This is a genomic window from Streptomyces sp. NPDC006235 (genome assembly GCF_040613735.1).
GTDB lineage: Bacteria > Actinomycetota > Actinomycetes > Streptomycetales > Streptomycetaceae > Streptomyces.
This window is the reverse complement of record NZ_JBEXSR010000015.1, coordinates 61495-84012: the sequence shown is the minus strand read 5'-3', so window position 1 is coordinate 84012 and position 22518 is coordinate 61495. Positions and strand designations below refer to the sequence as shown.

At 70.2% G+C, this 22518-nt stretch carries 22 protein-coding genes, 1 pseudogene and 1 riboswitch; of the genes and pseudogenes, 13 read left to right on the top strand and 10 right to left on the bottom strand.

The window, feature by feature from the left end:
• The first annotated feature begins 67 nt into the window (after positions 1-67).
• Positions 68-275: riboswitch (cobalamin riboswitch) on the top strand.
• Between the two features lie 29 nt (positions 276-304).
• Genes ABZ192_RS19605 through ABZ192_RS19590 form a run of 4 tightly spaced genes read left to right on the top strand, consistent with a single transcriptional unit; the run spans position 305 to position 2983 of the window.
• On the top strand, positions 305-1006 hold the full coding sequence (locus ABZ192_RS19605; RefSeq protein ID WP_356925709.1) for an energy-coupling factor ABC transporter permease: 702 nt from the start codon (positions 305-307) through the stop codon (positions 1004-1006).
• Complete coding sequence (locus ABZ192_RS19600; protein ID WP_356925708.1) at positions 1003-1377, top strand: energy-coupling factor ABC transporter substrate-binding protein; 375 nt, start codon at positions 1003-1005, stop codon at positions 1375-1377. The genes ABZ192_RS19605 and ABZ192_RS19600 overlap by 4 nt, the downstream gene beginning before the upstream one ends.
• Before the next feature lie 5 nt (positions 1378-1382).
• Positions 1383-2132, top strand: a complete 750-nt coding sequence (gene cbiQ / locus ABZ192_RS19595; RefSeq protein ID WP_356925707.1) for a cobalt ECF transporter T component CbiQ — start codon at positions 1383-1385, stop codon at positions 2130-2132.
• Positions 2129-2983 (top strand): ATP-binding cassette domain-containing protein, encoded by an 855-nt coding sequence (locus tag ABZ192_RS19590; RefSeq protein WP_356925706.1) that lies wholly within the window; start codon positions 2129-2131, stop codon positions 2981-2983. Before cbiQ ends, ABZ192_RS19590 begins: the two co-directional genes overlap by 4 nt.
• 37 nt (positions 2984-3020) lie before the next feature.
• Here the strand turns inward: ABZ192_RS19590 and ABZ192_RS19585 are convergent, their stop codons facing one another.
• The gene (locus ABZ192_RS19585; protein WP_356925793.1) at positions 3021-4148 is read right to left on the bottom strand and encodes an amidinotransferase; all 1128 of its coding nucleotides are present in this window, start codon (positions 4146-4148) and stop codon (positions 3021-3023) included.
• Between the two features lie 184 nt (positions 4149-4332).
• Here ABZ192_RS19585 and ABZ192_RS19580 point away from each other — a divergent pair, with 184 nt between their 5' ends.
• The gene (locus ABZ192_RS19580) at positions 4333-4989 is read left to right on the top strand and encodes a maleylpyruvate isomerase N-terminal domain-containing protein (protein ID WP_356925705.1); all 657 of its coding nucleotides are present in this window, start codon (positions 4333-4335) and stop codon (positions 4987-4989) included.
• On the opposite strand, the gene ABZ192_RS19575 is transcribed toward ABZ192_RS19580, so the two are convergent.
• Positions 4977-5636, bottom strand: a complete 660-nt coding sequence (locus tag ABZ192_RS19575; protein ID WP_356925704.1) for a hypothetical protein — start codon at positions 5634-5636, stop codon at positions 4977-4979. The two genes, ABZ192_RS19580 and ABZ192_RS19575, sit on opposite strands and share 13 nt — an antisense overlap.
• 416 nt (positions 5637-6052) lie before the next feature.
• Here ABZ192_RS19575 and ABZ192_RS19570 point away from each other — a divergent pair, with 416 nt between their 5' ends.
• Entirely contained in the window at positions 6053-7867 is a 1815-nt protein-coding gene (locus ABZ192_RS19570) for an ABC transporter ATP-binding protein (RefSeq protein WP_356925703.1), read from the top strand.
• A 54-nt stretch (positions 7868-7921) separates the two neighbouring features.
• On the opposite strand, the gene ABZ192_RS19565 is transcribed toward ABZ192_RS19570, so the two are convergent.
• Positions 7922-8047 carry a hypothetical protein gene (locus ABZ192_RS19565; protein ID WP_356925702.1) on the bottom strand — a complete coding sequence of 42 codons (126 nt, stop codon included), beginning with the start codon at positions 8045-8047 and terminating at the stop codon, positions 7922-7924.
• A 30-nt stretch (positions 8048-8077) separates the two neighbouring features.
• Here ABZ192_RS19565 and ABZ192_RS19560 point away from each other — a divergent pair, with 30 nt between their 5' ends.
• Entirely contained in the window at positions 8078-8170 is a 93-nt protein-coding gene (locus ABZ192_RS19560; RefSeq protein ID WP_356925701.1) for an SDR family oxidoreductase, read from the top strand.
• A gap of 48 nt (positions 8171-8218) precedes the next feature.
• On the opposite strand, the gene ABZ192_RS19555 is transcribed toward ABZ192_RS19560, so the two are convergent.
• The 4 genes and pseudogenes from ABZ192_RS19555 to ABZ192_RS19540 all read right to left on the bottom strand — a co-directional run bounded on the left by ABZ192_RS19555 (position 8219) and on the right by ABZ192_RS19540 (position 11607).
• A complete protein-coding gene (locus tag ABZ192_RS19555) occupies positions 8219-8668 on the bottom strand; it encodes a sugar-binding domain-containing protein (RefSeq protein ID WP_356925700.1) in 450 nt (149 codons plus the stop codon).
• Positions 8640-9143: pseudogene (locus ABZ192_RS19550) on the bottom strand (sugar-binding domain-containing protein); the annotation flags it as partial. The pseudogene ABZ192_RS19550 and the gene ABZ192_RS19555, both read right to left, overlap by 29 nt.
• Before the next feature lie 164 nt (positions 9144-9307).
• Entirely contained in the window at positions 9308-10954 is a 1647-nt protein-coding gene (locus ABZ192_RS19545; protein WP_356925699.1) for an alpha/beta hydrolase, read from the bottom strand.
• A gap of 152 nt (positions 10955-11106) precedes the next feature.
• Positions 11107-11607, bottom strand: coding sequence for an aromatic amino acid lyase (locus ABZ192_RS19540; protein ID WP_356925698.1), 501 nt, complete (start codon positions 11605-11607; stop codon positions 11107-11109).
• Between the two features lie 141 nt (positions 11608-11748).
• On the opposite strand from ABZ192_RS19540, the gene ABZ192_RS19535 reads away from it, so the two are divergent.
• The 4 genes from ABZ192_RS19535 to ABZ192_RS19520 are packed head-to-tail and all read left to right on the top strand — an operon-like array spanning position 11749 to position 15025.
• Positions 11749-12783 (top strand): ATP-binding cassette domain-containing protein, encoded by a 1035-nt coding sequence (locus ABZ192_RS19535; RefSeq protein ID WP_356925697.1) that lies wholly within the window; start codon positions 11749-11751, stop codon positions 12781-12783.
• Positions 12780-13421 (top strand): ABC transporter permease, encoded by a 642-nt coding sequence (locus ABZ192_RS19530; protein WP_356925696.1) that lies wholly within the window; start codon positions 12780-12782, stop codon positions 13419-13421. The genes ABZ192_RS19535 and ABZ192_RS19530 overlap by 4 nt, the downstream gene beginning before the upstream one ends.
• 1 nt (position 13422) lies before the next feature.
• The gene (locus ABZ192_RS19525) at positions 13423-14085 is read left to right on the top strand and encodes an ABC transporter permease (protein ID WP_356925695.1); all 663 of its coding nucleotides are present in this window, start codon (positions 13423-13425) and stop codon (positions 14083-14085) included.
• 10 nt (positions 14086-14095) lie between these two features.
• On the top strand, positions 14096-15025 hold the full coding sequence (locus tag ABZ192_RS19520) for an ABC transporter substrate-binding protein (RefSeq protein WP_356925694.1): 930 nt from the start codon (positions 14096-14098) through the stop codon (positions 15023-15025).
• A 33-nt stretch (positions 15026-15058) separates the two neighbouring features.
• Here ABZ192_RS19520 and ABZ192_RS19515 read toward each other — a convergent pair whose 3' ends face one another.
• Positions 15059-16180, bottom strand: a complete 1122-nt coding sequence (locus tag ABZ192_RS19515) for a PP2C family protein-serine/threonine phosphatase (RefSeq protein ID WP_356925792.1) — start codon at positions 16178-16180, stop codon at positions 15059-15061.
• A 200-nt stretch (positions 16181-16380) separates the two neighbouring features.
• Between ABZ192_RS19515 and ABZ192_RS19510 the strand changes: the two genes are divergently transcribed.
• Entirely contained in the window at positions 16381-19068 is a 2688-nt protein-coding gene (locus tag ABZ192_RS19510) for a SpoIIE family protein phosphatase (RefSeq protein ID WP_356925693.1), read from the top strand.
• Positions 19069-19137: 69 nt separating this feature from the next.
• Here ABZ192_RS19510 and ABZ192_RS19505 read toward each other — a convergent pair whose 3' ends face one another.
• Both ABZ192_RS19505 and ABZ192_RS19500 read right to left on the bottom strand, forming a co-directional pair.
• Positions 19138-20856: an acyl-CoA dehydrogenase family protein gene (locus ABZ192_RS19505; RefSeq protein ID WP_356925692.1), complete on the bottom strand. Its 1719-nt coding sequence runs from the start codon at positions 20854-20856 to the stop codon at positions 19138-19140.
• A 111-nt stretch (positions 20857-20967) separates the two neighbouring features.
• Positions 20968-21534 carry a PadR family transcriptional regulator gene (locus ABZ192_RS19500; protein WP_356925691.1) on the bottom strand — a complete coding sequence of 189 codons (567 nt, stop codon included), beginning with the start codon at positions 21532-21534 and terminating at the stop codon, positions 20968-20970.
• Between the two features lie 245 nt (positions 21535-21779).
• On the opposite strand from ABZ192_RS19500, the gene ABZ192_RS19495 reads away from it, so the two are divergent.
• Entirely contained in the window at positions 21780-22517 is a 738-nt protein-coding gene (locus tag ABZ192_RS19495; protein ID WP_356925690.1) for a BTAD domain-containing putative transcriptional regulator, read from the top strand.
• The last annotated feature ends 1 nt before the right edge of the window (position 22518 follow it).

Here is a 22518-nt window from a genome sequence, read left to right as displayed (position 1 = left end):
CCCTCCCGCGCCGGTGTGCGAGCGGTCGCCCCTTCACGCGCCCCCTCGCGCGCCCCCTCGGCTGGCTTGTCATGGCCCTTATCTCGGCATTACTGTCACCACGCCTTGGTGAACGGGAAATCCGGTGTGATGCCGGTGCGGCCCTCGCCACTGTGATCGGGAAGTCCGGCTCCAGCCCTCGCGGGCAGCCACTGGGTTCTCACGAACCCGGGAAGGCGGAGTACGGGCGGTGGGACCCGTGAGCCAGGAGACCGGCCAAGGCGCGTCAACCATCCACGAGGTGCTGGAGAGGGTCTGCTGAGCCATGCACATTGCCGAGGGTTTCCTTCCTCCGGCGCACGCCGTCGCCTGGGGCGTCGCGTCCGCGCCGTTCGTCCTCCACGGAGTCCGGTCGCTCACCCGTGAGGTGCGCGAGCACCCCGAGAGCACTCTGCTCCTCGGCGCCTCCGGCGCCTTCACGTTCGTCCTGTCCGCGCTGAAACTGCCGTCCGTCACCGGCAGTTGCTCCCACCCCACGGGCACGGGCCTGGGGGCCATCCTGTTCCGGCCGCCCGCCATGGCCGTGCTGGGCACCATCACCCTGCTCTTCCAAGCGCTGCTGCTCGCGCACGGCGGTCTGACCACGCTCGGCGCCAACGTCTTCTCCATGGCGATCGCCGGCCCCTGGGCGGGCTACGCGGTGTACCGGCTACTGCGGCGCTACGACGTGCCGCTGATGGTCGCCGTGTTCTGCGCCGCGTTCGTAGCCGACCTGTCCACCTACTGCGTCACCAGCGTGCAGCTGGCGCTCGCGTTCCCCGACCCGGGCAGCGGGTTCCTGGGCGCGCTCGGCAAGTTCGGCTCCATCTTCGCCGTCACCCAGATCCCGCTCGCGGTGAGCGAGGGACTGCTGACGGTGCTCGTGATGCGGCTGCTGGTGCAGTCCAGCAAGGGCGAACTGACCCGGCTGGGTGTGCTCCTCGCCGACAAGCAGTCCCGGAACGAGACCCAGGAGGTGGCCCGATGAGCAAGAACACCAAGATCAACCTCCTGCTGCTGCTCGCCGTGGCCGCGCTCGCCGTGCTGCCGCTCGCCCTCGGCCTCGGCGACCACAAGAAGGAGCCGTTCACGGGCGCCGACGGCGAGGCGGAGACGGCGATCACCGAGATCGAGCCGGACTACGAGCCCTGGTTCTCGCCCCTGTACGAACCGCCGTCCGGTGAGATCGAGTCGGCGCTGTTCTCCCTCCAGGCGGCCCTCGGCTCCGGTTTCCTCGCCTACTACTTCGGACTGCGCCGGGGCAGACGGCAGGGTGAGCTGCGGGCGCTGGAGCGGGAGCGGGACTCCGGGAACCCGGCGGACGGTACCGCCGAGGAGTCCACGGCCGAAGGGGCCTGAGCCGCGTGCTGCCGATCGACGCGGCGGCGCACAGCAGTCGCTGGCGCCGCCGCCATCCCGTGGACAAGGCCGTGCTCGGGCTGGGGCTGACCCTCCTGGCGATCTCGCTGCCGCCCTGGCCGGGCGCGGCTCTGGTGCTGCTGACCGCCCTGGTGGTGCTGCTGGGTCCGGCGGGCGTGCCCTGGATCCGGCTGTGGCGGGCCTACCGGGTGCCGCTGGGCTTCTGCGTGACCGGCGCGCTGACGCTCCTCGTGCAGGTCGGCGGGCCGAACGGTTTCGTCTCCCTCGCCGGTGACGGGCCGGTCCGGGCCGGGGAGTTGCTGCTGCGCACCTCGGCGGCGTCCCTGGGGGTGCTGCTGTTCGCGTTCACCACGCCCATGTCCGACCTGCTGCCGCGGCTGGTCCGGGCCGGGGTGCCCGCGCCGGTCGTCGACGTGGCGCTCGTGACGTACCGGATGAGCTTCCTGCTGCTGGACTCCGTGCGCCGGGTCCGTGACGCGCAGGCCGCCCGGCTCGGGCACACCACGCGGGCCGCGGCCTGGCGGTCCCTGGGCGGTCTCGGCGCCACCGCGTTCGTCCGGGCCTTCGACCGGGCGGTCCGCCTCCAGGCCGGTCTCGCCGGGCGCGGCTACGACGGCACCCTGCGGGTCCTGGTGCCGGAGGCCCGTGTCTCCGTCCGCTTCACGACGGCCAGTTGCGTGCTCCTCGCGGCGCTGGCCGTCCTCACCTTCGTACTGGAAAGGCCGCTGACATGAGCGAGCCCGCCCTCGTCGCCCTGCGGGGCGCGTCCTTCGCCTACGAGGACGGCCCGGCCGTGCTCAGCGGCCTCGACTTCGAGATCCGCGAGGGGCGCGCACTCGCGCTGCTCGGTCGCAACGGCAGCGGCAAGACCACGCTGATGCGGCTCCTCAGCGGCGGACTGCGGCCTCGTGAGGGCCGGCTGACGGTCGACGGGCAGCCGGTGACGTACGACCGCAAGGGCCTGACCCGGCTGCGGACGACCGTCCAGCTGGTGGTGCAGGATCCGGACGACCAGCTCTTCGCGGCGTCCGTCGAGCAGGACGTGTCGTTCGGGCCGCTGAACCTGGGCCTGGACGACGCGCAGGTGCGGGCGCGGGTGGCGGAGGCGCTCGCCGCCCTGGACATCACGGCCCTGGCCGACCGGCCCACCCATCTGCTCTCCTACGGGCAGCGCAAGCGCACCGCCATCGCGGGCGCGGTCGCCATGCGGCCCCGTGTCCTCGTCCTCGACGAGCCGACGGCCGGGCTCGACCCCGACGGCCAGGAACGGCTCCTCACCACGCTCGACGGTCTCCGTGGGGCAGGCACCACGGTGGTGATGGCCACCCACGACGTCGACCTCGCGCTGCGCTGGGCCGACGACGCGGCGCTCCTCACCCCGTCCGGAGTCCGCACGGGGCCCGCTCCCGTGGCACTGGCCCGCCCGGATCTCCTCCGGGAGGCGGGCCTGCGACTGCCCTGGGGAGCCGCCGCGGCGGAACTCCTCCGCGCGCAGGGGTGGCTGACGGACACGGAGCCGGGGCCGCGAACGCCCGCGGAGCTCGCCGCCCTCGCAGCCGGGCGGCTGGGCGCGCCTGGGGTCTGAGGGGGCCCGGAGTCTGAGGCGCGCCCGGAGTCTTCGGTCAGTCGAAGTAGGACTCGAGTGAACCGCGGCGCCGGATGTCGAGCGTCGCGCAGTGGAACGAGCCGCCGAACGGCGCGTAGTGCAGCAGGTCGCACGGGATCGGCTCGAAGCCCCACTTCTCCAGGGCGCGCAGCATGCCGGTGTGGTGCCGCTCCGCGATCACCCGCCGTTCGTCGATCATGAGCACGTTCATGCTGAGCCACTTGCCGCACATCGACGTGACCTTGAGCAGCGTCTCGTCGATCGGGTCGGGCTCGGGGGCGACCAGGACGTCCCAGGAGCTCAGGATGCCGGGCAGCCGGTCGACGTCGATGTACTCGGGGTTGACCAGCACCTTTCCGGGCGCGAGCAGGACGAACGTCGTGTCGATGTGCATGGGCGTGCGGCAGCGGCTCTCGATCTCGTGGATGCGGTACCCCGGCCCGAGATGGCGGCGCAGCCAGTCGATGCCCATCCGGTTGGTGACGTTGCTGCGCGTGACGAACAGGTCCCGCCCGGCCCGGACGAAGTCCGCCGCGTCGAAGACAGGCTCGAACTCGGTGAGGATGTACCGCATGGGCTCGCCGTCCTTCGGGACCTGGAAGTCCGGATCGAACAGTTCGTCCGTGAGCTGCGGCTTGGGTGCCGCCGTCCAGCGCGCGCCGCGGCGGAAGTAGTCCTTGAGGAGCGGGCGGTAGGAGTGGGTCTCGAAGTACCGGCAGGGCCAGGCCATCGGCGTTTCGATGATCTCGTCGCCGATCACGAGCATGCTGTCCCGCGGGCAGGTGTTGCAAAAGCCCCGGGAGGACCAGTCAGGGGTGGCGAAGCGGCGCCGGTGGTCGACGACGTCCGGCCGCCTGACCGTGACGCCGAGGGACTCCAGCAGGGCGATGAACCCGTCGATCTCCTGCTGGGCTTCCTCGACGAGCACGCGCGGATACCGGAGGCCGGCGGCGAGTCCCTGCAGCCGCCCGGCCCAGGGCGGCACGTTGCAGCTCACCACCGGGTGGTCCGAAGGGATCGTCGCGCCCTCGAGACGCCCGACGATGATCTCCTCCAGCGGATCCCACTCGGTGTGCGAGTCGACCGGCGAGACGAGGCGTTCCACGGCCTCGTCCGTCGCGGCCGGCGATCCGGACCTCCCCATGACGGCCATGCCCACCATCCTCGGATCTCAGGCTTCGGTGATGCACCGCACTTACCACATCACTCACCGTGGCCCGACGGCCGGGTCGGCGTCAACATCTGGGCTCCACGGCGCCGCCGCACGGGGCGGTCCCGCCGTCCGCAATACGCTTGTCCGCCCGCGCGGCGCGGCCTACGTTGCCGGTGTGGATCTCTTCTCACGCTCCTGGACGGCGCTGCGCGCGGCGGTCGCCGGTCTGTCCGACGAGGACTTCGCCCGGCCGTCCGGCTGTGCCGGCTGGCTGGTGCGGGACCTGGTGTGCCATCTGGTCATCGACGCGCAGGACGTCCTGATCACCCTCGCCACCCCCGCCGACGGGGAACCGACCCGTGACGCGCTGACCTACTGGGAGGTCTCCGACACGCCGCCGACCGGAGACGACCCGCTCGACGCGCTGACCGTCCGGCTGGCGGCCGCGTACGGGGAACCGCATCTGCTCACGCTCCACCTGGACGACGTCGGCTCCGCCGCGGGCCGCGCGGCGGAGCTCGCCGACCCCGGTCTCAGGGTCGGCACCCGCGACGAGGTTCTCACCGTGGGCGACTACCTCTCCACGTACGTCATGGAGTGGACGCTGCACCATCTCGATCTGATCGCCCACCTCCCCCACGCCGCGCAGCCGCCCGCTGAGGGGCTCACCCGGTCCCGCGAGATGCTGGAGCAGATCGTCGGGAGCGCGTTCCCCCCGTCATTCTCCGACGCGGACGCGCTGCTGGTGGGCACGGGACGGCGGGCGCCGACCGAGGCGGAGCGGGAGGCACTGGGCGATCTGGCCTCGAAGGTGCCGGTCTACCTGGGCTGAGCGGGGAGAGCGGCCCTCGTGGTGGCGCTGCGGTACGTCGTGACGCCCAGCGCGAGCAGCCAGTAGCTGAGGATCGCGCCCAGCGACGCGGTGGTGCCCCAGCCGTTCGCCGCGTAGAAGTCCGCCGGGTCGTTGCCGAAGAACAGCGACGGCACGAAGGCCAGATTGACCCCGGCCAGGACGTAGGCGGAGCGGCCGGTCCAGCGCGGCAGCAGGTTCGTACGGGAGATGCCGAAGCCCACCACGGTCAGGAACAGCGCCATCAGCACCTTGCCGATCGAGCCGTAGAGGACGTAGGTGCCGCTGACCGCGATGGTCGGATCGATCGCACGGTCGGCGGCGATGACCGCGCCGGCCTCCAGCCCGCTGGAGACCAGGGTGACCGCCACGTAGACCAGCCCGACGGCGAACGCCATGGAACCCACCCACTCGTAGGCCGGGTTCGCCCGCTTGACCAGTTCGCGGAAGGCCGTCACGAACACGATCAGGAACGCCAGCGAGAAGATCCCGAGCAGCAGCCTGGTGAGGACGTTCGCGTCCGGCGGCGGCCCGGAGTAGATGAAGTAGAGCGGTACTTCGACGATGAGGGCGGCCGCGGCGGCGATGCCGGCGAGGCCCGTCAGGCGCCTGGCGAAGATCTCGTTCATGGGGGTACCCCGATGTCCGGTGGCGGATCGGTCGTCGGCCGGTTGCCGACGCCACACATGCTGCCGCCCCCGGCACGGCCCGTCCCTGGGCCTGGACACCCGATGCGGGGGTGGCGTTACCGACACCCGATGCGGGGGTGGCGTTACCGACACCCCCGCGTCACCGGCACCCCCGCGCAGACAGGTCCTGAACCGCCCGGCCGGCCCCGCGCCACCGCCCCGACCGCCCCGAGTCCGCCGACCGTGCCTCTTGGCGCTCCCTGCGCACCACCGCCCGGCCGGAAAACGCTTGGACGCCGCGGTCGCCGTCGCGGCAGACTTCCGGACTCGACCCGAATCTCCACACATCCGTTGCGGCGATGGCCCCTGCCCGCACATGCGCGTGGCGGGCGGCCACAGAACGACACAGGGGTGGGATGGATACGCCTGGATCGCGCAGGGTTCAGCCGGGCAAACGCTCGGTACTTCTCGCACTTCGTTACTACGGACGGGAGTTGTCCCGGCTCCGCCGGCTGACGGCACCCGCGATGCTGCTCATGGCGCTGGGCAACATCGGAATCAACTACATCGCGCCGCTGATCGTCGCCAAGCTCGTCGGCGGCATCGCCGACGACAGGGACCTCACGGTCGACTCGGCACTGCCGTACGTCCTCGGCTTCGTCGGGGTCCTGCTGTTCGCGGAGGCACTGTGGCGCGTCGCCGTGCACTGTCTCAACCGCCTCGACGCCCTCGGCATCGAGCACCTGTACGTGATCGGGATGGACGAGCTGTTCGCCAAGGACGCCGCGTTCTTCCACGACAACTTCGCCGGTTCGCTGACCAAGCGCGTCCTGAGCTTCGCCTCGCGTTTCGAGCAGTTCGTGGACACGCTGACGTTCCAGATCGTGGGCAGCTTCGTGCCGCTGGCGTTCGGGGCGGTGGTGCTGTGGCGCTACGAACCCCTCCTCGTGGTCGGGCTGCTGGTGATGATCGCGCTGACCGGGGTGCTGGTCGCGCCTCTGATCCGGCGCCGCCAAGCGCTGGTCGACCTGCGTGAGGAGGCGATCGCCCGGGTGTCGGGCCACGTCGCCGACAGTCTGATGAACATGGACACGGTGCGGGCGTTCGCCGCGGAGGGGCGCGAGGCCGCCGAACACCGCTCCCGGGTCGCCGCGTCACGCCGGCTCACGCTGCGGTCGTGGGACTACGGCAACCTCCGCATCGACACGCTGGTCGCGCCGATGTCGGTGCTGACCAACGCGATGGGGCTGCTGCTCGCGGTCACGCTCGCCGGGGGCGGCAACGGCGTGGAGGCGATCGTGGTCGCCTTCACCTACTACAGCAACGCGACCCGGATCATGTTCGAGTTCAACCAGATCTACCGCCGGCTGGAGAACTCGATGACGGAGGCCGCGCAGTTCACCGAGCTGCTCCTGACGCCTCCCACCGTGCTCGATCCGCCGTCGCCGGAGCCGCTGCGGCCCCGGTCCGCCGGCATCCGCTTCGAGAAGGTGACCTTCGCCCACCGTGGCGGCAGGCCGCTGTTCGAGGGTCTCGACCTGGACGTGCCGAGCGGGGCGAGGGTCGGCCTGGTCGGCCGGTCCGGCGGCGGCAAGACCTCCCTCACACGGCTGTTGCTGCGGATGACGGACATCGACGGCGGCCGCATCCTCGTGGGCGGTCAGGACATCAGCCGGCTGCGCCAGGCCGACCTGCGCAGCCAGATCGCGTACGTGCCGCAGGACCCGGCGATGTTCCACCGCACCCTGCGGGACAACATCGCGTTCGCCCGGCCCGACGCCACCGAGGCCGAGATCCGCCGCGCGGCCGAGGCGGCCCATGTCACGGAGTTCGCCGACGCGCTGCCGGACGGCTTCGACACCCTGGTGGGCGAGCGCGGCATCAAATTGTCCGGCGGTCAGCGCCAACGCGTCGCTCTCGCCCGGGCGATCCTGCGCGACGCGCCGATCCTGCTGCTCGACGAGGCGACCAGCGCCCTGGACTCGGAGAGCGAACTCCTCGTGCAGGAGGCGCTGTGGCGGCTCATGGACGGGCGGACCGCGCTGGTGGTGGCGCACCGGCTGAGCACGGTCGCCTCCATGGACCAGCTGGTCGTCCTCGACCGTGGCCGGATCGTCGAGCAGGGCACGCACCAGGAGTTGCTCGCGACCGACGGCGCCTACGCGAAGCTGTGGCAGCACCAGTCGGGCGGGTTCCTCGACGACACCACGGGGCGGGCCGAGGTGCTCTGAGGGCGACGCGGGCCGTCTCCTCGTCCTCCAGGGGACGGCCCGCGCGGGAACCCCCTACGGGAGGTCCAGCCTGCTGTGCACCACCTGCGCGTCCCACTTCCGCTGCTCCCACAGGTGCTCGAGCACCGGCCGGATGCGCCCGGCCTCCCGCTCGGCGTCCTTCGCGTGGGCGGGAGACATCTCGCGCGACTGCCTGGACGCGTCGAGGAGATGGTGGGCCCCGCGGTCTTCCTCGCCTCCGACGCCGCGTCCTTCGTCACCGGCTCCGACCTGATCGTCGACGGCGGCTACGTCTGCTGGTGAGCGGCGCCCGGCAGGCGTCCGGGACCGCTGCCGACACGTGCGCGAAGGTCAGGCCATCAGGGCCGCCGCCGTCTCCTGGTCGGTCACCAGCACGTCCACCAGGCCGCCCGCCACGGCCGACCGGATCGCCTTGTGCTTACGGCTGCCGCCCGCCACCCCGATCTTCCGGCGGGCGGCGGCGAGCTGCTCACGGGTGATGCCGACGACGCGGGAGTCCAGCTCGGACTCGACCGGCCGGCCCTCGGCGTCGTAGAACCGCAGACACACATCGCCCACCGCGCCCCGCTTCTCCAACTCGGCGCGTTCCTCGTCCGTCAAGGCGTTGCCGCTGCGGGCGAGCGTGCTGGAGGGGGTGATCTCGCCGATGCCCACCAGCGCCACGTCCAGGTCGCCCAGTTCGCCCAGAGCCGCCGACACGAACGGATCCGCGCGCAAACGCCTGCGCGCTCTCGGCCGCCCCGGCCACACCGGGGGCCTGCAGATGGACGGCCTCACCATTCACCAACTGCGCCAACTGCCCCGCCATGCGCGAGGCGTGGCCCGCCGCGGCGGGATCACCGATGCCGCCCACCGCCTGCACGATGCGCACGCCTTTCAGTCCGGGAACCGGCTGCATCGCCTGCACCGTGGCGAGCAGGGTGGCGCTCCACGAGGAGATGCCCACGGTGTCGCTCGAGCGCAACGTCGTCTGGAGGTAGTAGGCGGCGGCCGCGCCGAGATCGCCGAGCATCGTGCGCTCGTTGTCCGGGGCGGTGTCGACGACCAGCGCGAGTTTCAGGCCGTACCGCTCCTGGAGACCGTCCTCCAGGTCCGGGTGCGTACCCGACGGCGGCGTCACGGTGATCCGCACGATGCCCCGGTCCTGCGCCTTCTTCAGCAGGCGCGAGACCTTCGCCTGCGACAGATCCAGGCGCGCCGCGATCTCCGGCTGCCGTATGCCCTGCAGGTGGTACAGCCGGGCCACGTGCGTCATCATCCGCAGTTCCTCGCCGACGATCGCCACGGGACTCCTCTCCTGGCGAATCAGCCCTGCATAGATATTCGCACAGGCAGGCGGGACCCCACCAAGAGGTCCCGCCCGGCCTTCAAGGAGTCATGCGGCGATGGGCCGTGTCGCTATGGGCCGTGCGCCCGGGTTCAGAAGCGGTCCGGGGCGCGCTCCGGGAGCGGAGAGCCGGGGAGCACGTCCCGCTTCTGGTTCTTCCGTGCCTCCGCGTTCGAGTCGGCCGTCGCCTCGCAGGTCACGTCCTTCGCCGGGAGCTTGCCGGTGAGCAGGTACGTCGTGACCGTGCCGTCCGTGCACGCGTTGCCGCTCGGGTAGACGCCATGTCCCTCGCCGCCGAGGACGGTGACCATCCTCGAACCCTTCAGGTCGGCGTGCAAGGCCTGACCGCTGGGCAGCGGGGTCTGCGAGTCCCATTCGTTCTGGACGACCAGGGAGCGGACCTTGTTGTTCACCTTGGTCGCCCGTTCCACGGACTTGTCCCAGAACGCACAGGGCTTGATGCTGGACGCGAAGTCACCGAAGAGCGGGTAACGGCCCTTGTCCTCGATGGCGTCCCGCCGGTAGCTCTCGGGATCGCGGGACCACGGCGCCGAGTTGTCACCGCAGACCACGGCCCAGAAGCTCGCTGTCATGTTGTCGGCCGGCACCTCGACGGCACCGGCGGCACCTGTCGCCCCGGTCCGCCCGGACCCGGTGAACTCCGCGAGCTTCTTCGCGGAGGCGGGCCGACCGGCCGCGGCCTTCTTCAGTTCCACGACCAACTCGCTGGCGTACTCCGGGGTGAAGACGGCCCCGCGGAAACCGTTGCGGATATCGTCGCCGGTGGTCGGCTGCCCCTCTATCTCGATGGGCTTCTTGTCGGCCCGCGCGACCAGGTCCCAGAACGTCCGGTCGACCTTCTTCGGGGTGTCGCCGAGGCCGTACTTCCCGGAACGCCGGGCGGCCCACTCGGTCCACCGGTCGAACGCGGGCTCGGCGCCCTCCGCCCACCACTGGATCATCCCCCGCCAGGCGCGCGCCGGATCGACCGCGCTGTCCAGCACGAACCGGTCGGCCCGGCCCGGGAAGAGCTGGGTGTAGACGGCGCCCAGGTAGGTGCCGTACGAGTAGCCGAGGTACGAGATCTTCTTCTCGCCGAGGATCGCCCGGATCAGGTCCATGTCACGCACGGTGTTGCGCGTGGTGATGTGCACGAGCGTGTCGCCCGACTTCTCCCTGCACTTGTTCGCGACCTCGCGCGCCCAGGCGACGTCCTTGGTGAACGTCTCCTTCTTGTACGGCCGCAGCCAGTTCTCCTCTTCCGGCTTCAGATCGCAGGAGACGGGGCTGCTCCGTCCCACACCGCGCGGGTCGAAGCCGATCAGGTCGTACTTCCGCTGCGCGGACTTGGGGAGCACCTCCTTCAGGTCGAGCGGCATGTAGAGCCCCCCTCCTCCCGGGCCGCCGGGGTTGGAGAACAGGACACCGTGCCGCTTGCCGGGCGAGGTGCTCTTGATCCTTGATATGGCCAGCTCGATCCGCTTGCCCGCGGGGACCCGGTAGTCCAGCGGGACCTTGATCGTGGCGCACTGGAACTGTGCCGGGGAATCGGCTTCGCACCGCTTCCACCGGGGCTTCTGCTTCACGTACGGGTCCAGCGCGCCGCCCTCGGCAGCGGATAAGGAAGTGGTCGACGGGGTGGCGGCGGGAGCGGCGGCGGCCGTCGAGGTGGCGAGTGCGGGAGCCAGCGTCGCCGTGACACTCACGGCCAACAGGGGCGCGAGACGTCGTCTGCGCACGATTCGATCCTTCCGGTCGCGTGTTCGGACAGGAAGGATCTTTCAGGAACCGTGCGCGCGTGCGGATCCCTCGCCGGGGGGTACCTCCCCTCCACCCTGGGAATGAGACAAGTGTGGTGTGTGGTCCCCGAGTTGTACGGGGTGACGCACAGTCAGCCGACGGCGACCGGGTGGCCGGGGCGGATGTTCTGGTTGAGGCGGAACAAGTTGGCCGGGTCGTAGACGTTCTTGAGCGCCACCAGGCGCGCGACCACGGTCGGCCGCAGCCCCGCACCCCCGGCCAGCAGCTGGTTGGCGCGGACGGCGAGCATCGCGCGCACCTGGCGGGCGGGCAGCTCCTCCCCGATGGCGCCGGCATGGCTGCGCAGCAGCCGGAGGCCGTGCTCGGCGGCCGCCTCGGTGGGCACGTCCTCGTTCCGGTTGGCGCCGACACCGGTGGAGCGGCCGTAGACGCGTCCTGTCGCGGCGATCTGCCGGGCGGCGTCCCAGGACTCCGCCACCCGCTTCATCGCGTCGGTCCCGGGTTCCGGACGCGCCGTCCCGTCGGCGAGGCGTACGACGTCCTCGACCCGGAGTCCGATCCCGTCGAGGACCACTGGGCCGGTTTGCCTGGAAGACACAGCACCCGCCGCGTCCACGATCTGAGACGACATCACGTCCAAACTCCCCTCAAGGTGGACATTCGATCTTGCCTGGCGGTCAGCCGTTACGTCGGATTAACGCCAAACCGTTGACAACCTATTCACGTACCGAGAACTCTGCATGACGTTATACAGCCGGGCAAGGGACATCTCATGATCCAGTTCGACGCGGTCCACAAGCGCTTCCCCAACGGCACGACAGCAGTGCACGACCTCACCCTCGACATGCCGGAAGGCGGCGTGACCGTCCTCGTCGGATCTTCCGGTTGCGGCAAGACGACCACCCTGCGCATGATCAACCGGATGGTCGAGCCGACCTCCGGCACCATCCGCGTCGGCGGCAAGGACGTCACCCGGCAGGACGCGGCCGAACTGCGCCGCTCCATCGGATACGTCATCCAGCAGGCCGGCCTCTTCCCGCACCGCACGGTGCTCGACAACATCGCCACCGTGCCGCTGCTCCTGGGCCACGGCCGCAGGAAGGCCCGGTCTCGCGCGGCGGAGCTGCTGGAGACCGTGGGCCTGTCGGCCGAGGCCGGCAAGCGCTACCCGCACCAGCTCTCCGGCGGCCAGCAACAGCGCGTCGGCGTGGCCCGCGCGCTCGCCGCCGACCCGCCGGTGCTCCTCATGGACGAGCCGTTCGGCGCGGTCGACCCGGTCGTGCGGGCCCAGCTCCAGGACGAACTGCTGCGACTTCAGGAGGAGTTGAGCAAGACCATCGTCTTCGTCACCCACGACATCGACGAGGCCGTACGGCTGGGCGACCGGATCGCGATCTTCCGTACCGGTGGCCACCTGGTCCAGTGCGCTTCACCCACCGAGCTCCTGGCCCGCCCCGCCGACGACTTCGTGGCCGACTTCCTCGGCGCCGAGCGCGGCCTGAAACTCCTCTCGTTGAAGACCCTGGCGGCCGTCCCGCAGGGCCCGGCCCCGGAGGGCGGTCCCTGGGCCCTCGTACTCGACGCGGCGCACAAGCCCCTGCACTGGGCCTCGGGCGATGCCGAACTCCCCGTACGACCGCTCAGGGACGACGACTCCCTACTGTCGGCCCTCAACGAGTCCCTCGCCTCCCCCACCGGCCTGATCGCCCGCGTCGACGCCGACGGCGTCCTCACCGGTGTCTCGTCCCGTGACGAGATCCACCAGTATGCGGGGCAGGCCCACACGGAAGCCCGGGTGGCCGCATGACGATCGACTGGTCGTGGATCGGCGACCACACCGACGACCTCACCACCCTCACGGTCTCCCACCTCCAGGCCGCCCTGTCCGCCGTCCTCTTCGGCGTCCTGATCTCGCTCCCCCTGGCAGTGGTCGCCCACCGGATCCGCCCCCTGCGCGGCTTCCTCCTCGGCCTCTCGAACGTCCTGTTCACCATCCCGTCGATCGCGATCTTCGTGCTCCTGCTGCCGGTCAGCGGCCTCACCCGCACCACCACCGTGATCGGCCTGACCGTCTACACGCTGGTCGTGCTGCTCCGGAACACCGTGGAGGGCCTCGACTCGGTCCCCGCGAAGACGAAGGAGGCGGCGAAGGCGATGGGCACGCGCCCCCTGCGCACGCTCCTCACGGTCGAGTTCCCGCTGGCGCTCCCCGTGATCATGGCGGGCGTCCGCATCGCGACGGTCATGTCGATCTCCCTCGTCTCGGTCGCGACCTACATCGGCGACGGCGGCCTCGGCCAGCTCTTCACCGACGGCTTCCAGCGCAACTTCCCGACGCCGGTGATCGCGGGAGTGGTCCTCACGATCCTCCTGGCCGTGGTCGCGGACGCGGCCCTGGTCGCCGTCCAGTACGTCCTGACCCCGTGGCGGAGGCGGCGAGCCTGACATGTACGAACTCTTCGAGAACCTCGGCGGCTGGCTGACCAGCGGCGCCCAGTGGTCCGGCTCGGACGGCATCACCCACCGCCTCGCCGAGCACCTCCAGTACTCCCTCCTCGCCACGCTCATCGCGGCCGCCATCGGCCTCCCGCTGGGCCTGCTGATCGGCCACACCGGCAAGGGCGCGTTCATCGCGATCAACCTGTCGTCGTTCGGCCGCGCGCTCCCCACCGTCGGCCTGGTCGTCCTGGTCTTCCTGGCCGGCGGACTGTCCATGCTCCCGGTCTACGTCGCCCTGGTCGCCCTGGCGGTCCCGGCGATCGTCACCAACACCTACGCCGGGATGACCGCCGTCGACCCGGACGTGAAGGACGCGGCGCGCGGGCAGGGCATGCGCGGCCACCAGGTCCTGTTCCAGGTCGAGTTGCCGCTCGCCCTGCCTCTGATCATGACGGGCCTGCGCCTGGCACTCATCCAGGTCGTCGCCACGGCCACGATCGCCGCGTACGTCTCCTTCGGCGGCCTCGGCCGTTACGTCTTCGACGGCCTGGCCCAGCGCGACCTCGTGCAGGTGCTCGGCGGCGCGGTGCTGGTCGCCGTCGTGGCCGTCGTACTCGATCTGCTGCTGAGCACCCTCCAGCGCTTCCTCTTCCGACACCGCACTGCCTAGGGACCCCTCGATGAACCGACGCACTCTCCTCGGCGGCCTCTTCGCAGCGGCCTCCGTCCCCGCCCTCTCCGCCTGCGCGAGCGGCATCACCTCCCTCGACAACCAGGGGGGCACCACCTCCGGCGGCGGCTCCAGCAAGGGCGGAGTCACCATCGGCACCGCCAACTTCACGGAGAACCAGGTACTGGGGTACCTGTACGCGGCTGTGCTCTCGGCAGCAGGCGTGAAGACGAACGTCCGCCCCAACCTCGGCACCCGCGAGATCCTCATCCCCGCGATCAAGGGCGGTGACATCGACCTCCTGCCCGAGTACCAGGGCGCCCTCCTGCACTACCTCGACCCCAAGGCGACGGAGACCGAGGAGGGCGAGATGCAGAACGCCCTCGCCGTCGCGCTCCCCGCCGGACTCCAGGTGCTGCCGTACGGCATGGCGGAGGACTCGGACGCCTTCGTGGTCACGCGGGAGACGGCGAGGAAGTACGGCCTGACCTCTCTGGCCGACCTGAAGAAGCAGAACGGCAGGCTGGTCATCGGCGCGGCGCCGGAGGTGAAGAAGCGCCAGGTGGGTGTGGTCGGCCTCAAGGACGTCTACGGGGTGGAGTTCAAGGAGTTCAAGTCCCTCGACTCTTCCGGTCCCCTGGTCAAGGGCGCCCTGAAGAAGGGCGACGTGGACGTGGCGAACCTCTTCACCACGGACACCGACATCCAGGCCAACGACTGGGTGGTGCTGACGGACCCGAAGAACCTCATCCCCGGCCAGCACGTCGTCCCGCTCATCGCCGACCGCAAGGCCGACTCCACGGTCCGCAAGGCCCTGGCACGCCTCGGCAACGTCCTCACCACGGCCCAGCTCACCGAGCTCAACCGGCAGGTGGACAAGGACAAGAAGGACCCGGAGGACGTGGCGAACGCGTACGCGAAGCAGCACGGGCTGGCTTGACGGGGTCGGACATCCGGCATGCGGCACGAAGACTCAGCCCTTGATGCCGAGGTTTCCCCGATCCTGCGCGTCGGAGGACCTCAGCGCGAGGGCCGCGATGTCGTCGTCGAGCCTTCCGCCGCTGTGCTGCAGCAGAGCCAGGTGCAGCTGGTCGAGCAGCTCACGGGGTTGCTCCAGGCCCTGCCGCCGCATCCAGTCCGGCAGCGGGAAGAACTCGCCCGCGTGGTCCCGGGCCTCCGATACGCCGTCCGTGTAGAGCAGCAGCTGGTCCCCCGGGGCGAAGGCGACGACGTCGACCCAGTAACGGTCGCCGATGAGCGCTGCGAGGTTGAGAGGCGGGGAGGCGATGGTCGGGACCAGGACCCGGACCTTTCCATGATGCGCGATCAGCGGCGGAGGATGTCCGCAGTTGAGAAGTCGTACGCAGCCGCCGTCGTGCGGGATCTCGGCGAGGAGAGCAGTGGCGAAGTGCTCGGGCTGGTCCGGGGCCGGAAACACAGTGCTGTGACGCGTGACGGCGGTTTCGAGGCGGTGGATGACGCCCTGCAGGTCGGGCTCGTCGTAGGCGGCCTCTCTGAAGCAACTGATCACAGCCGAGGCCGCCCCCACTGCGGACAGGCCCTTGCCCCGTACGTCGCCGATGAGCAGCCGGACCCCGTGCGGTGTACCGATCGCCTCATAGAAGTCGCCGCCGATCCGGGCCTGCTCTTGGGCCGCCAGGTACAGCGACTCGATCTCGACGCCCCCGATGCGGCGTGGCAGCGGGCGCAGCAGCACTTTCTGGGCCGCGTCGGCGACGAGCCGGATCTGGAAGAGCATTTCCTCACGCTGCAGTCGGACATGACTCCCGTATGCGGCCGCCAGGGTGACCGCGACGATCGCGGCCGCCGTGTACTGCGTCCCCAGATCGGTGTGGAAGAAGCTGAGGACGATCATGAGCAGCAGGCAGAACGCCCCCAACAGGATCGTGGGGAGCACGGGCCACATCGCGGCGGCGAGGGCGGGTGCGGCGGGCAGGAGGCGGCTGAAGGCGATCTCCCTGGGCGTGGAGAACGCAAGGCCGGCGATGAGGGCGGTCAGGACGAGGGGTGACAGCCGGGCAGCTTCCCATCGGCCGCTGTAGGCGGGGCGACGGCGCCACAGCCGTGCAGACATGATCACAAAATGCATCATATCGGCCTAATCAGACATCAGGCATGGCGTGATCATGCGCCACGCACGAGAAATGCGCGCCGGACGGCCACGTCCGGAGGGGCCGGAGCCGTGCAGCGCCTACCGCCCGTGTGCCCGAGGTCAGCCGGGCACGGATCGGCCGAGCCCTGGTCACTCGGGATCACCGATGTTAGAAAGGTCGCATGGCGAATCCTTTCGCCCGTTTTCGACACCTGTCAGCCAAGCGCCTCCTCAGCAAGGGCACGCGGAGCGTGGCCGGGCAGGTGCTGGTTTTCCAGGTGGCTCTGGTAGTGCTCCTCGTGGCCTGCGGCGTCTTCGCTCTCATCCTGCAGTCGGAGCGGGACTCCAACGCCGAGGCCAGGCGACGCTCCACGGCCGTGGCACAGACCTACGCGCACTCACCAGGTGTCCTGGCGGCATTGCGGACCCCGGATCCGAGCAAGATTCTCCAGCCGCTCACCGAGGCGGCACGCCGGGCCGCCGGCGTCGACTTCATCGTGGTCATGGACACCGAGGGCACCCGGTACACGCACCCCCTGCCGGACCGCATCGGAAAGCGGTTCGTGGGCGAGATCGGGCCGCCGCTGGCTGGGAAGGTCTACGTGGAGAGCGTCGACGGCCCGCTCGGTCGCGAGGTGCAGGCCACGGTCCCGATCGAGGACACCGACAGCCAGGTGGTGGCCCTGGTCTCGGCCGGGATGAAGGTCGAGAACGTCGAAAGTCAGTTGGCTCGGCAACTACCGATCATCCTGGGCGCCGGGGCCGCGGCGCTCGCGCTGTCCACCGGTGTGACGGCGCTGGTGGGCAAACGGCTGCGACGCCAGACACACAGCCTGGCCCCGGACGAGATGACCCTGATGTACGAGCACCACGACACGGTGCTCCACTCCGTTCGGGAAGGGGTCCTGATCGTGGCCGCCGACGGGCAGCTGATGCTGGCGAACGACGAAGCCAGACGCCTGCTGGAGCTGCCCCCCGACGCCGAGGGGCGGCTCGTCTCGGAGCTGCCGGGCCTCGATCCCGAGACGAAGGCGCTGCTCGCCTCCGGGCGCGAGGCCACCGACGAGGTGCACCTCGCGGGCGAGCGGCTGCTCGCGGTCAACCAACGGCCCACGGACTTCGGGTCAGGCTCCGGGGGCACGGTGGTGACACTGCGCGACTCCACCGAGCTGCAGGCGGTGACCGGCAGGGCGGAGGTGGCACGGGAGCGGCTGAGGCTGCTGTACGACGCCGGACTCCGCATCGGTACCACCCTGGACGTGCTGCGCACTGCCGAAGAACTGGCGCAGGTCCCGATTCCTCGCTTCGCGGACTTCGTCACCGTGGACCTGGCCGACGCCGTCCTGCAAGGCGAGGAGCCGGCCCTCACGGCGACGGACATGCGACGCGCCGCCGTGTGCGGCATTCAGGACGACCATCCGCTCTCCGAACAGGGCCGGCTTTTCGACTACCTTCCCTCCACACCCCAGGCGCGCGGCTACGGCAGCGGCCGGTCCCAGTTGGTGAGCGATCTGCCGACCGCCACGGGCTGGCGCGTGCAGGACCCCGAGCGCGCCGAGGCGATCATCGACCACGGCATCCACTCCCTCATCAGCGCCCCCATCCAGGCCCGTGGCGTCGTGCTGGGCATGGCCAATTTCTGGCGTGCGCACCCGCATGAGCCCTTCGACGAAGAGGATCTGTCGCTGGCGGAGGAGCTGGTGGCCCGTGCCGCGATCAGCATCGACAATGCCCGCCGTTACACCCGCGAGCACGCTCTGGCAGTCACCCTCCAGCGCAGCCTGCTGCCACAGGCCGTGCCGGAGCAGAGCGCCCTCGACATCGCCTACCGCTACCTCCCCGCCCAGTCGGGCGTGGGCGGAGACTGGTTCGACGTGATTCCCCTGCCGGGGAGCCGGGTGGCACTGGCCGTCGGCGATGTGGTCGGCCACGGCCTGCACGCCGCCGCCACGATGGGACGGCTGCGGACCGCGGTGCACAACTTCTCCTCCCTCGATCTGCCACCCGACGAGCTGCTGAGCCATCTGGACGACCTGGTCGGGCGCATCGACCAGAACGAGACGGCACAGAGCGCGGCGGGCGTCGTGGGCGCCACCTGCCTGTACGGGATCTACGACCCCGTGACGCGCCACTACGTCATGGCCCGTGCGGGGCATCTGGCGCCGGCGCTGGTGCAGCCTGACGGAACCGTCACCTTCCCGGACGTGCCGGCCGGTCCGCCCCTGGGCCTCGGCGGCATGCCGTTCCGGACCGCGGAGCTGTGCCTCGCGGAGGGAACGCAGCTCGTCCTGTACACCGACGGACTGATCGAGGACCGCAGACGCGACCTGGACGTGGGAATGGAGATTCTGCGCGACACGCTGACGGGCCACTCCGGCCGGCCGCCCGAGGAGACCTGCCAGGACGTGCTGGACAGCCTGCTCCCCGATCGACCCAAGGACGACGTCGCCCTGCTCGTCGCCCGCACTCGGGTACTGCCGCGCGACCGCATCGCCGACTGGGATGTGCCGGCGGACCCGGCCGCCGTCTCGGGCATGCGCGACGCTGTGTCCCGAAAGCTCGAAACCTGGGGACTGTCAGAGTTCGGCTTCACCATGGAGCTGATCCTGAGCGAGCTCGTCACCAACGCCATCCGCTACAGCACCGGGCCGATCCACATACGGCTGATCCGCGACCGCACGCTGATCTGCGAGGTGGCCGACAGCAGCAGCACCTCACCGCATCTGCGGTACGCCGCGACGACGGACGAGGGAGGCCGGGGCCTGTTCCTGGTGTCGCAGATGGCTGAGCGCTGGGGCACCCGGTACACCCCGCAGGGCAAGGTGATCTGGGCCGAACAGGCCCTGCCCGAGGTCAGCGGAAATCCCTGACAGGGTGCGAGCGTCACCGCTCCCGGGGGCCCTGCCCGTCACATGCCGACGAGCCCCCTGAGCGGACTGTCACAGCGCCATCTCGTACGCCCCGGACAGTGCCTCCACACGCTCCCAGACGCGTCCCGAACGCGCTGCGTCGACGACCGGTCGCCGGACGGCACCGAGCGCCCAGCGCTGCTGATCCACCGTGGCGGAGTCCTTGCCGTGCAGTTCGACGGCGAAGGCCGAGAAGTCGCGGACGAGGACGGAGAACAGCTCGTCGAGCACATCCTCGTCCAGGTCCGTCAGACGGGCCTGCTCCAGGATCAGCTGGCCGTGCACCACCAGCGCGAACAGCTGGCCGACGGCGAGAAGAAGATCGAGGTCGCGGCTCTGCTCCTCGTCGGGGGCAGCGGTGGCGACGAACTCGCACAGGGCGTCGGCCTGTTCCCGGAAGCGGGCGACGTTCGGCACGCCGGCGTATGCGTCGTAGGCGGGGCGCCAGTCGTGGAAGCGTACGGAACCGAGGCCACGGGCCGGTCCCTGCTGGAAGAGGAACGTGTCGTCGGCCGCGTCGAGGCGGGTCGGTACGGGCGCGAACTCGGCCGGGTGCAGAAGGTGGTTGCGCATGAACTTGAGGATCAGCGCGAGGTTGACGTGGACCGTGCCTTCGAGCTTGGGCAGCCCCCGGATCTCGACGGCGGCCTGGGCGAAATAGGTGTCCTTCTCGAAGCCCTTGGCGGCGATCACGTCCCACATCAGGTCGATGACCTTCTCGCCCTCGGTGGTCACCTTCATCTTCGTCATCGGGTTGAAGAGCAGGTAACGGCGGTCGTCCGGCGAGGCGGAGCGGAAGTAGTCGACGGCGCGGTCGCTGAACAGCTTCATGCCGACCAGGCGGACGTACGCGTCGGCCAGCTCGCGGCGCACGTGCGGGAAGGCGGTGACGGGGCGGCCGTACAGGATGCGGTTGTGCGCGTGGGTCACCGCCTCGTACATCGCGTGCTCGCAGATGCCGATCGAGGCGGTGCAGAGGTTGAACTTGCCGACGTTGACGGTGTTGAGGGCGGCGTCGAAGGCGGCGCGGCCCGTGTGCAGGACGTCGTCCGGGCCCACCGGGTAGTCCTCCAGGCGGAACTCGCTGACGTACTTCGAGGAGTCCACGACGTTCTTGACGAGGTGATAGGCCGGGTGACGACTGTCGGCGGCGAAGAAGACGTAGCCGTCCGGTCCCTCGATGTCGGCGCGGCGGCCGAAGACCGAGACGAGCCCGGCGGCATTGCCGTTGCCGATGTAGTACTTGGAGCCCGTCGCCCTGAAGCCGCCGTCGCCGTCCGGCGTCAGCAGCATGTCGGTGGAGTAGATGTCGGCGCCATGGGTCTTCTCGGAGAGACCGAAGGCGAACACCTCACCCTGGGCGAGGAGTTCCGCCGCGCGGGTACGCGCTGCGGCGTTGTCGCTCTGCCAGACCGGTCCGAGGCCGAGGATGGTCACCTGCCATGCGTACCAGTAGTCGAGACCGTAGAACCCGAAGATCTCGTTGAGGGCGGCGATCCGGGCCGTGTCCCAGCGCTGGCCCTCGTGTCCGGCGGCGGACGCCGGGGTGAGGAAGGTGGCGAACAGCCCCTCCTTGGCCGCGAAGGCGAGGAAGTCCGCCAGCCAGGCGCGGGAGCGGTAGTCCTCGATGAGCCTGCGCTTGCCGCGGTCCTCGAACCAGTCGACGGTGGCACGCAGCAACCTGCGGGTCTCGGGGTCGAACTGCGCCGGGTCGTAGGTACGGGGGTTGAAGAGGAGGGGGTCGGCCATGGGGGTCCGCCTTCCGTGGGTTGAGGGTGAGGGTTGAGGGTGAGGGTTGAGGGTGGAGGGTGGAGGTGCAGGTCTGAAGGTCGCGGGGTGCGGGCGGCGGTGGCCGGCGGGTCAGGCGTGCGGGGGTGACGTGCCGAGCCGGCGGAGGGTGGCGAGTACGTCGTCGAGCCAGGCGATCGTCATCCGCTCGTACGCGATGCCGCCGCGCAGCACGACATACTGCAGTTCCTGACCGGCGTCGAGCGGGGTGGGAGCCGCCGGGCCGGTGAAGTCGCGCAGCTCCCCGGCCAGATAGTGCGCGAGCCGGTCGATGTGCACCTGGCGGTGCCGTTCGACCTCACGGATCAGCACGGACGGATCGTCGAAGGCCGCGCCGCGGATCTTCACGGCGAGTTCGTGCCGCATGCTCTCGGGTTGGATCGATTCGTGCAGCCACCGAGAGAGGGCGGCGCGGCCGGGGCCCACGACGGAGTACTCCTTCTTGTCCGGCCGGCTCTGCTGCGACAGCTCACGGACGGCGAGCAGGCCCTCGCTCTCCATGCGCTTGAGAACGCGGTAGATCTGCTGGTGCGTGGCGGTCCAGAAGTACCCGATGGACCGCTCGAACCGCCGGGCCAGCTCATAACCGGAGCCCGGCTTCTCCAGCAGGGAGACGAGGATCGCGTGTTCGAGCGCCATACCTCGATCCTCATATGCAACTCGTTGCATAGCCAAGAGGTGCTGCCCAGGTGAGACGGGGCTCACTGACGTCGGCCAACCTCGGCAAGGGCGATTCAAGCGCTTCGATGATCAGATGTCTTTTCAACTCAACATCCAGCAGCAGGGGTTCAATCCACTGGTTGTTGCAGCAGGGTTCTCTTCGAAGCGCTTCGATAATACGGTGTGCCCCCAAGCCGACCACGCGTCACAGAGGGGGAGCGCAGGTGCAGGCACCGCTGATACGCATCCTGGGGCCGATCGAGGTCAGCGACGGCGCACACCCGGGGCCACTTCGCGGCATCAAGCCGTGCGCCCTCCTCACAGCGCTGCTGCTCAGGCCGGGGAGCGTGGTGTCCCTGGAGAACCTGATGGACGCCCTGTGGGCGGGCGAGCCGCCGCGCTCCGCCGTCGCGAACCTGCGTTCGTACGCCCATCTCCTGCGCCGACGGTTACCGATGGCCACCCCGCTGATCAGCCACCAGGGCGGTTATGAACTCCGCATCGCGCCGGACGCCGTCGACCATCTGGTGTTCGAGCGGCTCGCCGACCGGGGCCGCAGCGCGGTCACCGACGACCCGCCCCGGGCCATCGAACTGCTCAACGCCGCGCTGGCGCTGTGGAGTTCGGACCACGCGGCCCCCGGTGTCGAGCGGTACGGCATGCTCGACGGCCCGCTGCGCACCCTGGACGCCGAGCGCATCCGCGCCACCGAGGATCTGGCCGATGCCTGGCTCGGCGTCGGCCAGCCGCACTCCGCGCTGCGTACGGCGGGGCAGGTGCTCGCCGCGGAGCCGCTGCGCATCCGCAGCTGGCTGCTCGTCCTGAACGCCCATCACCACCTCGGGGAACCAGGGCGGGTGACCGACGCGTTCGAGTCGGCGCGGACCGTCTTCCGCCGCGAGCTCGGCACCGAACCCGATGCATGCTTGGGCCGGCTGCATCAGCAGCTGCTCGCGGGGTGAG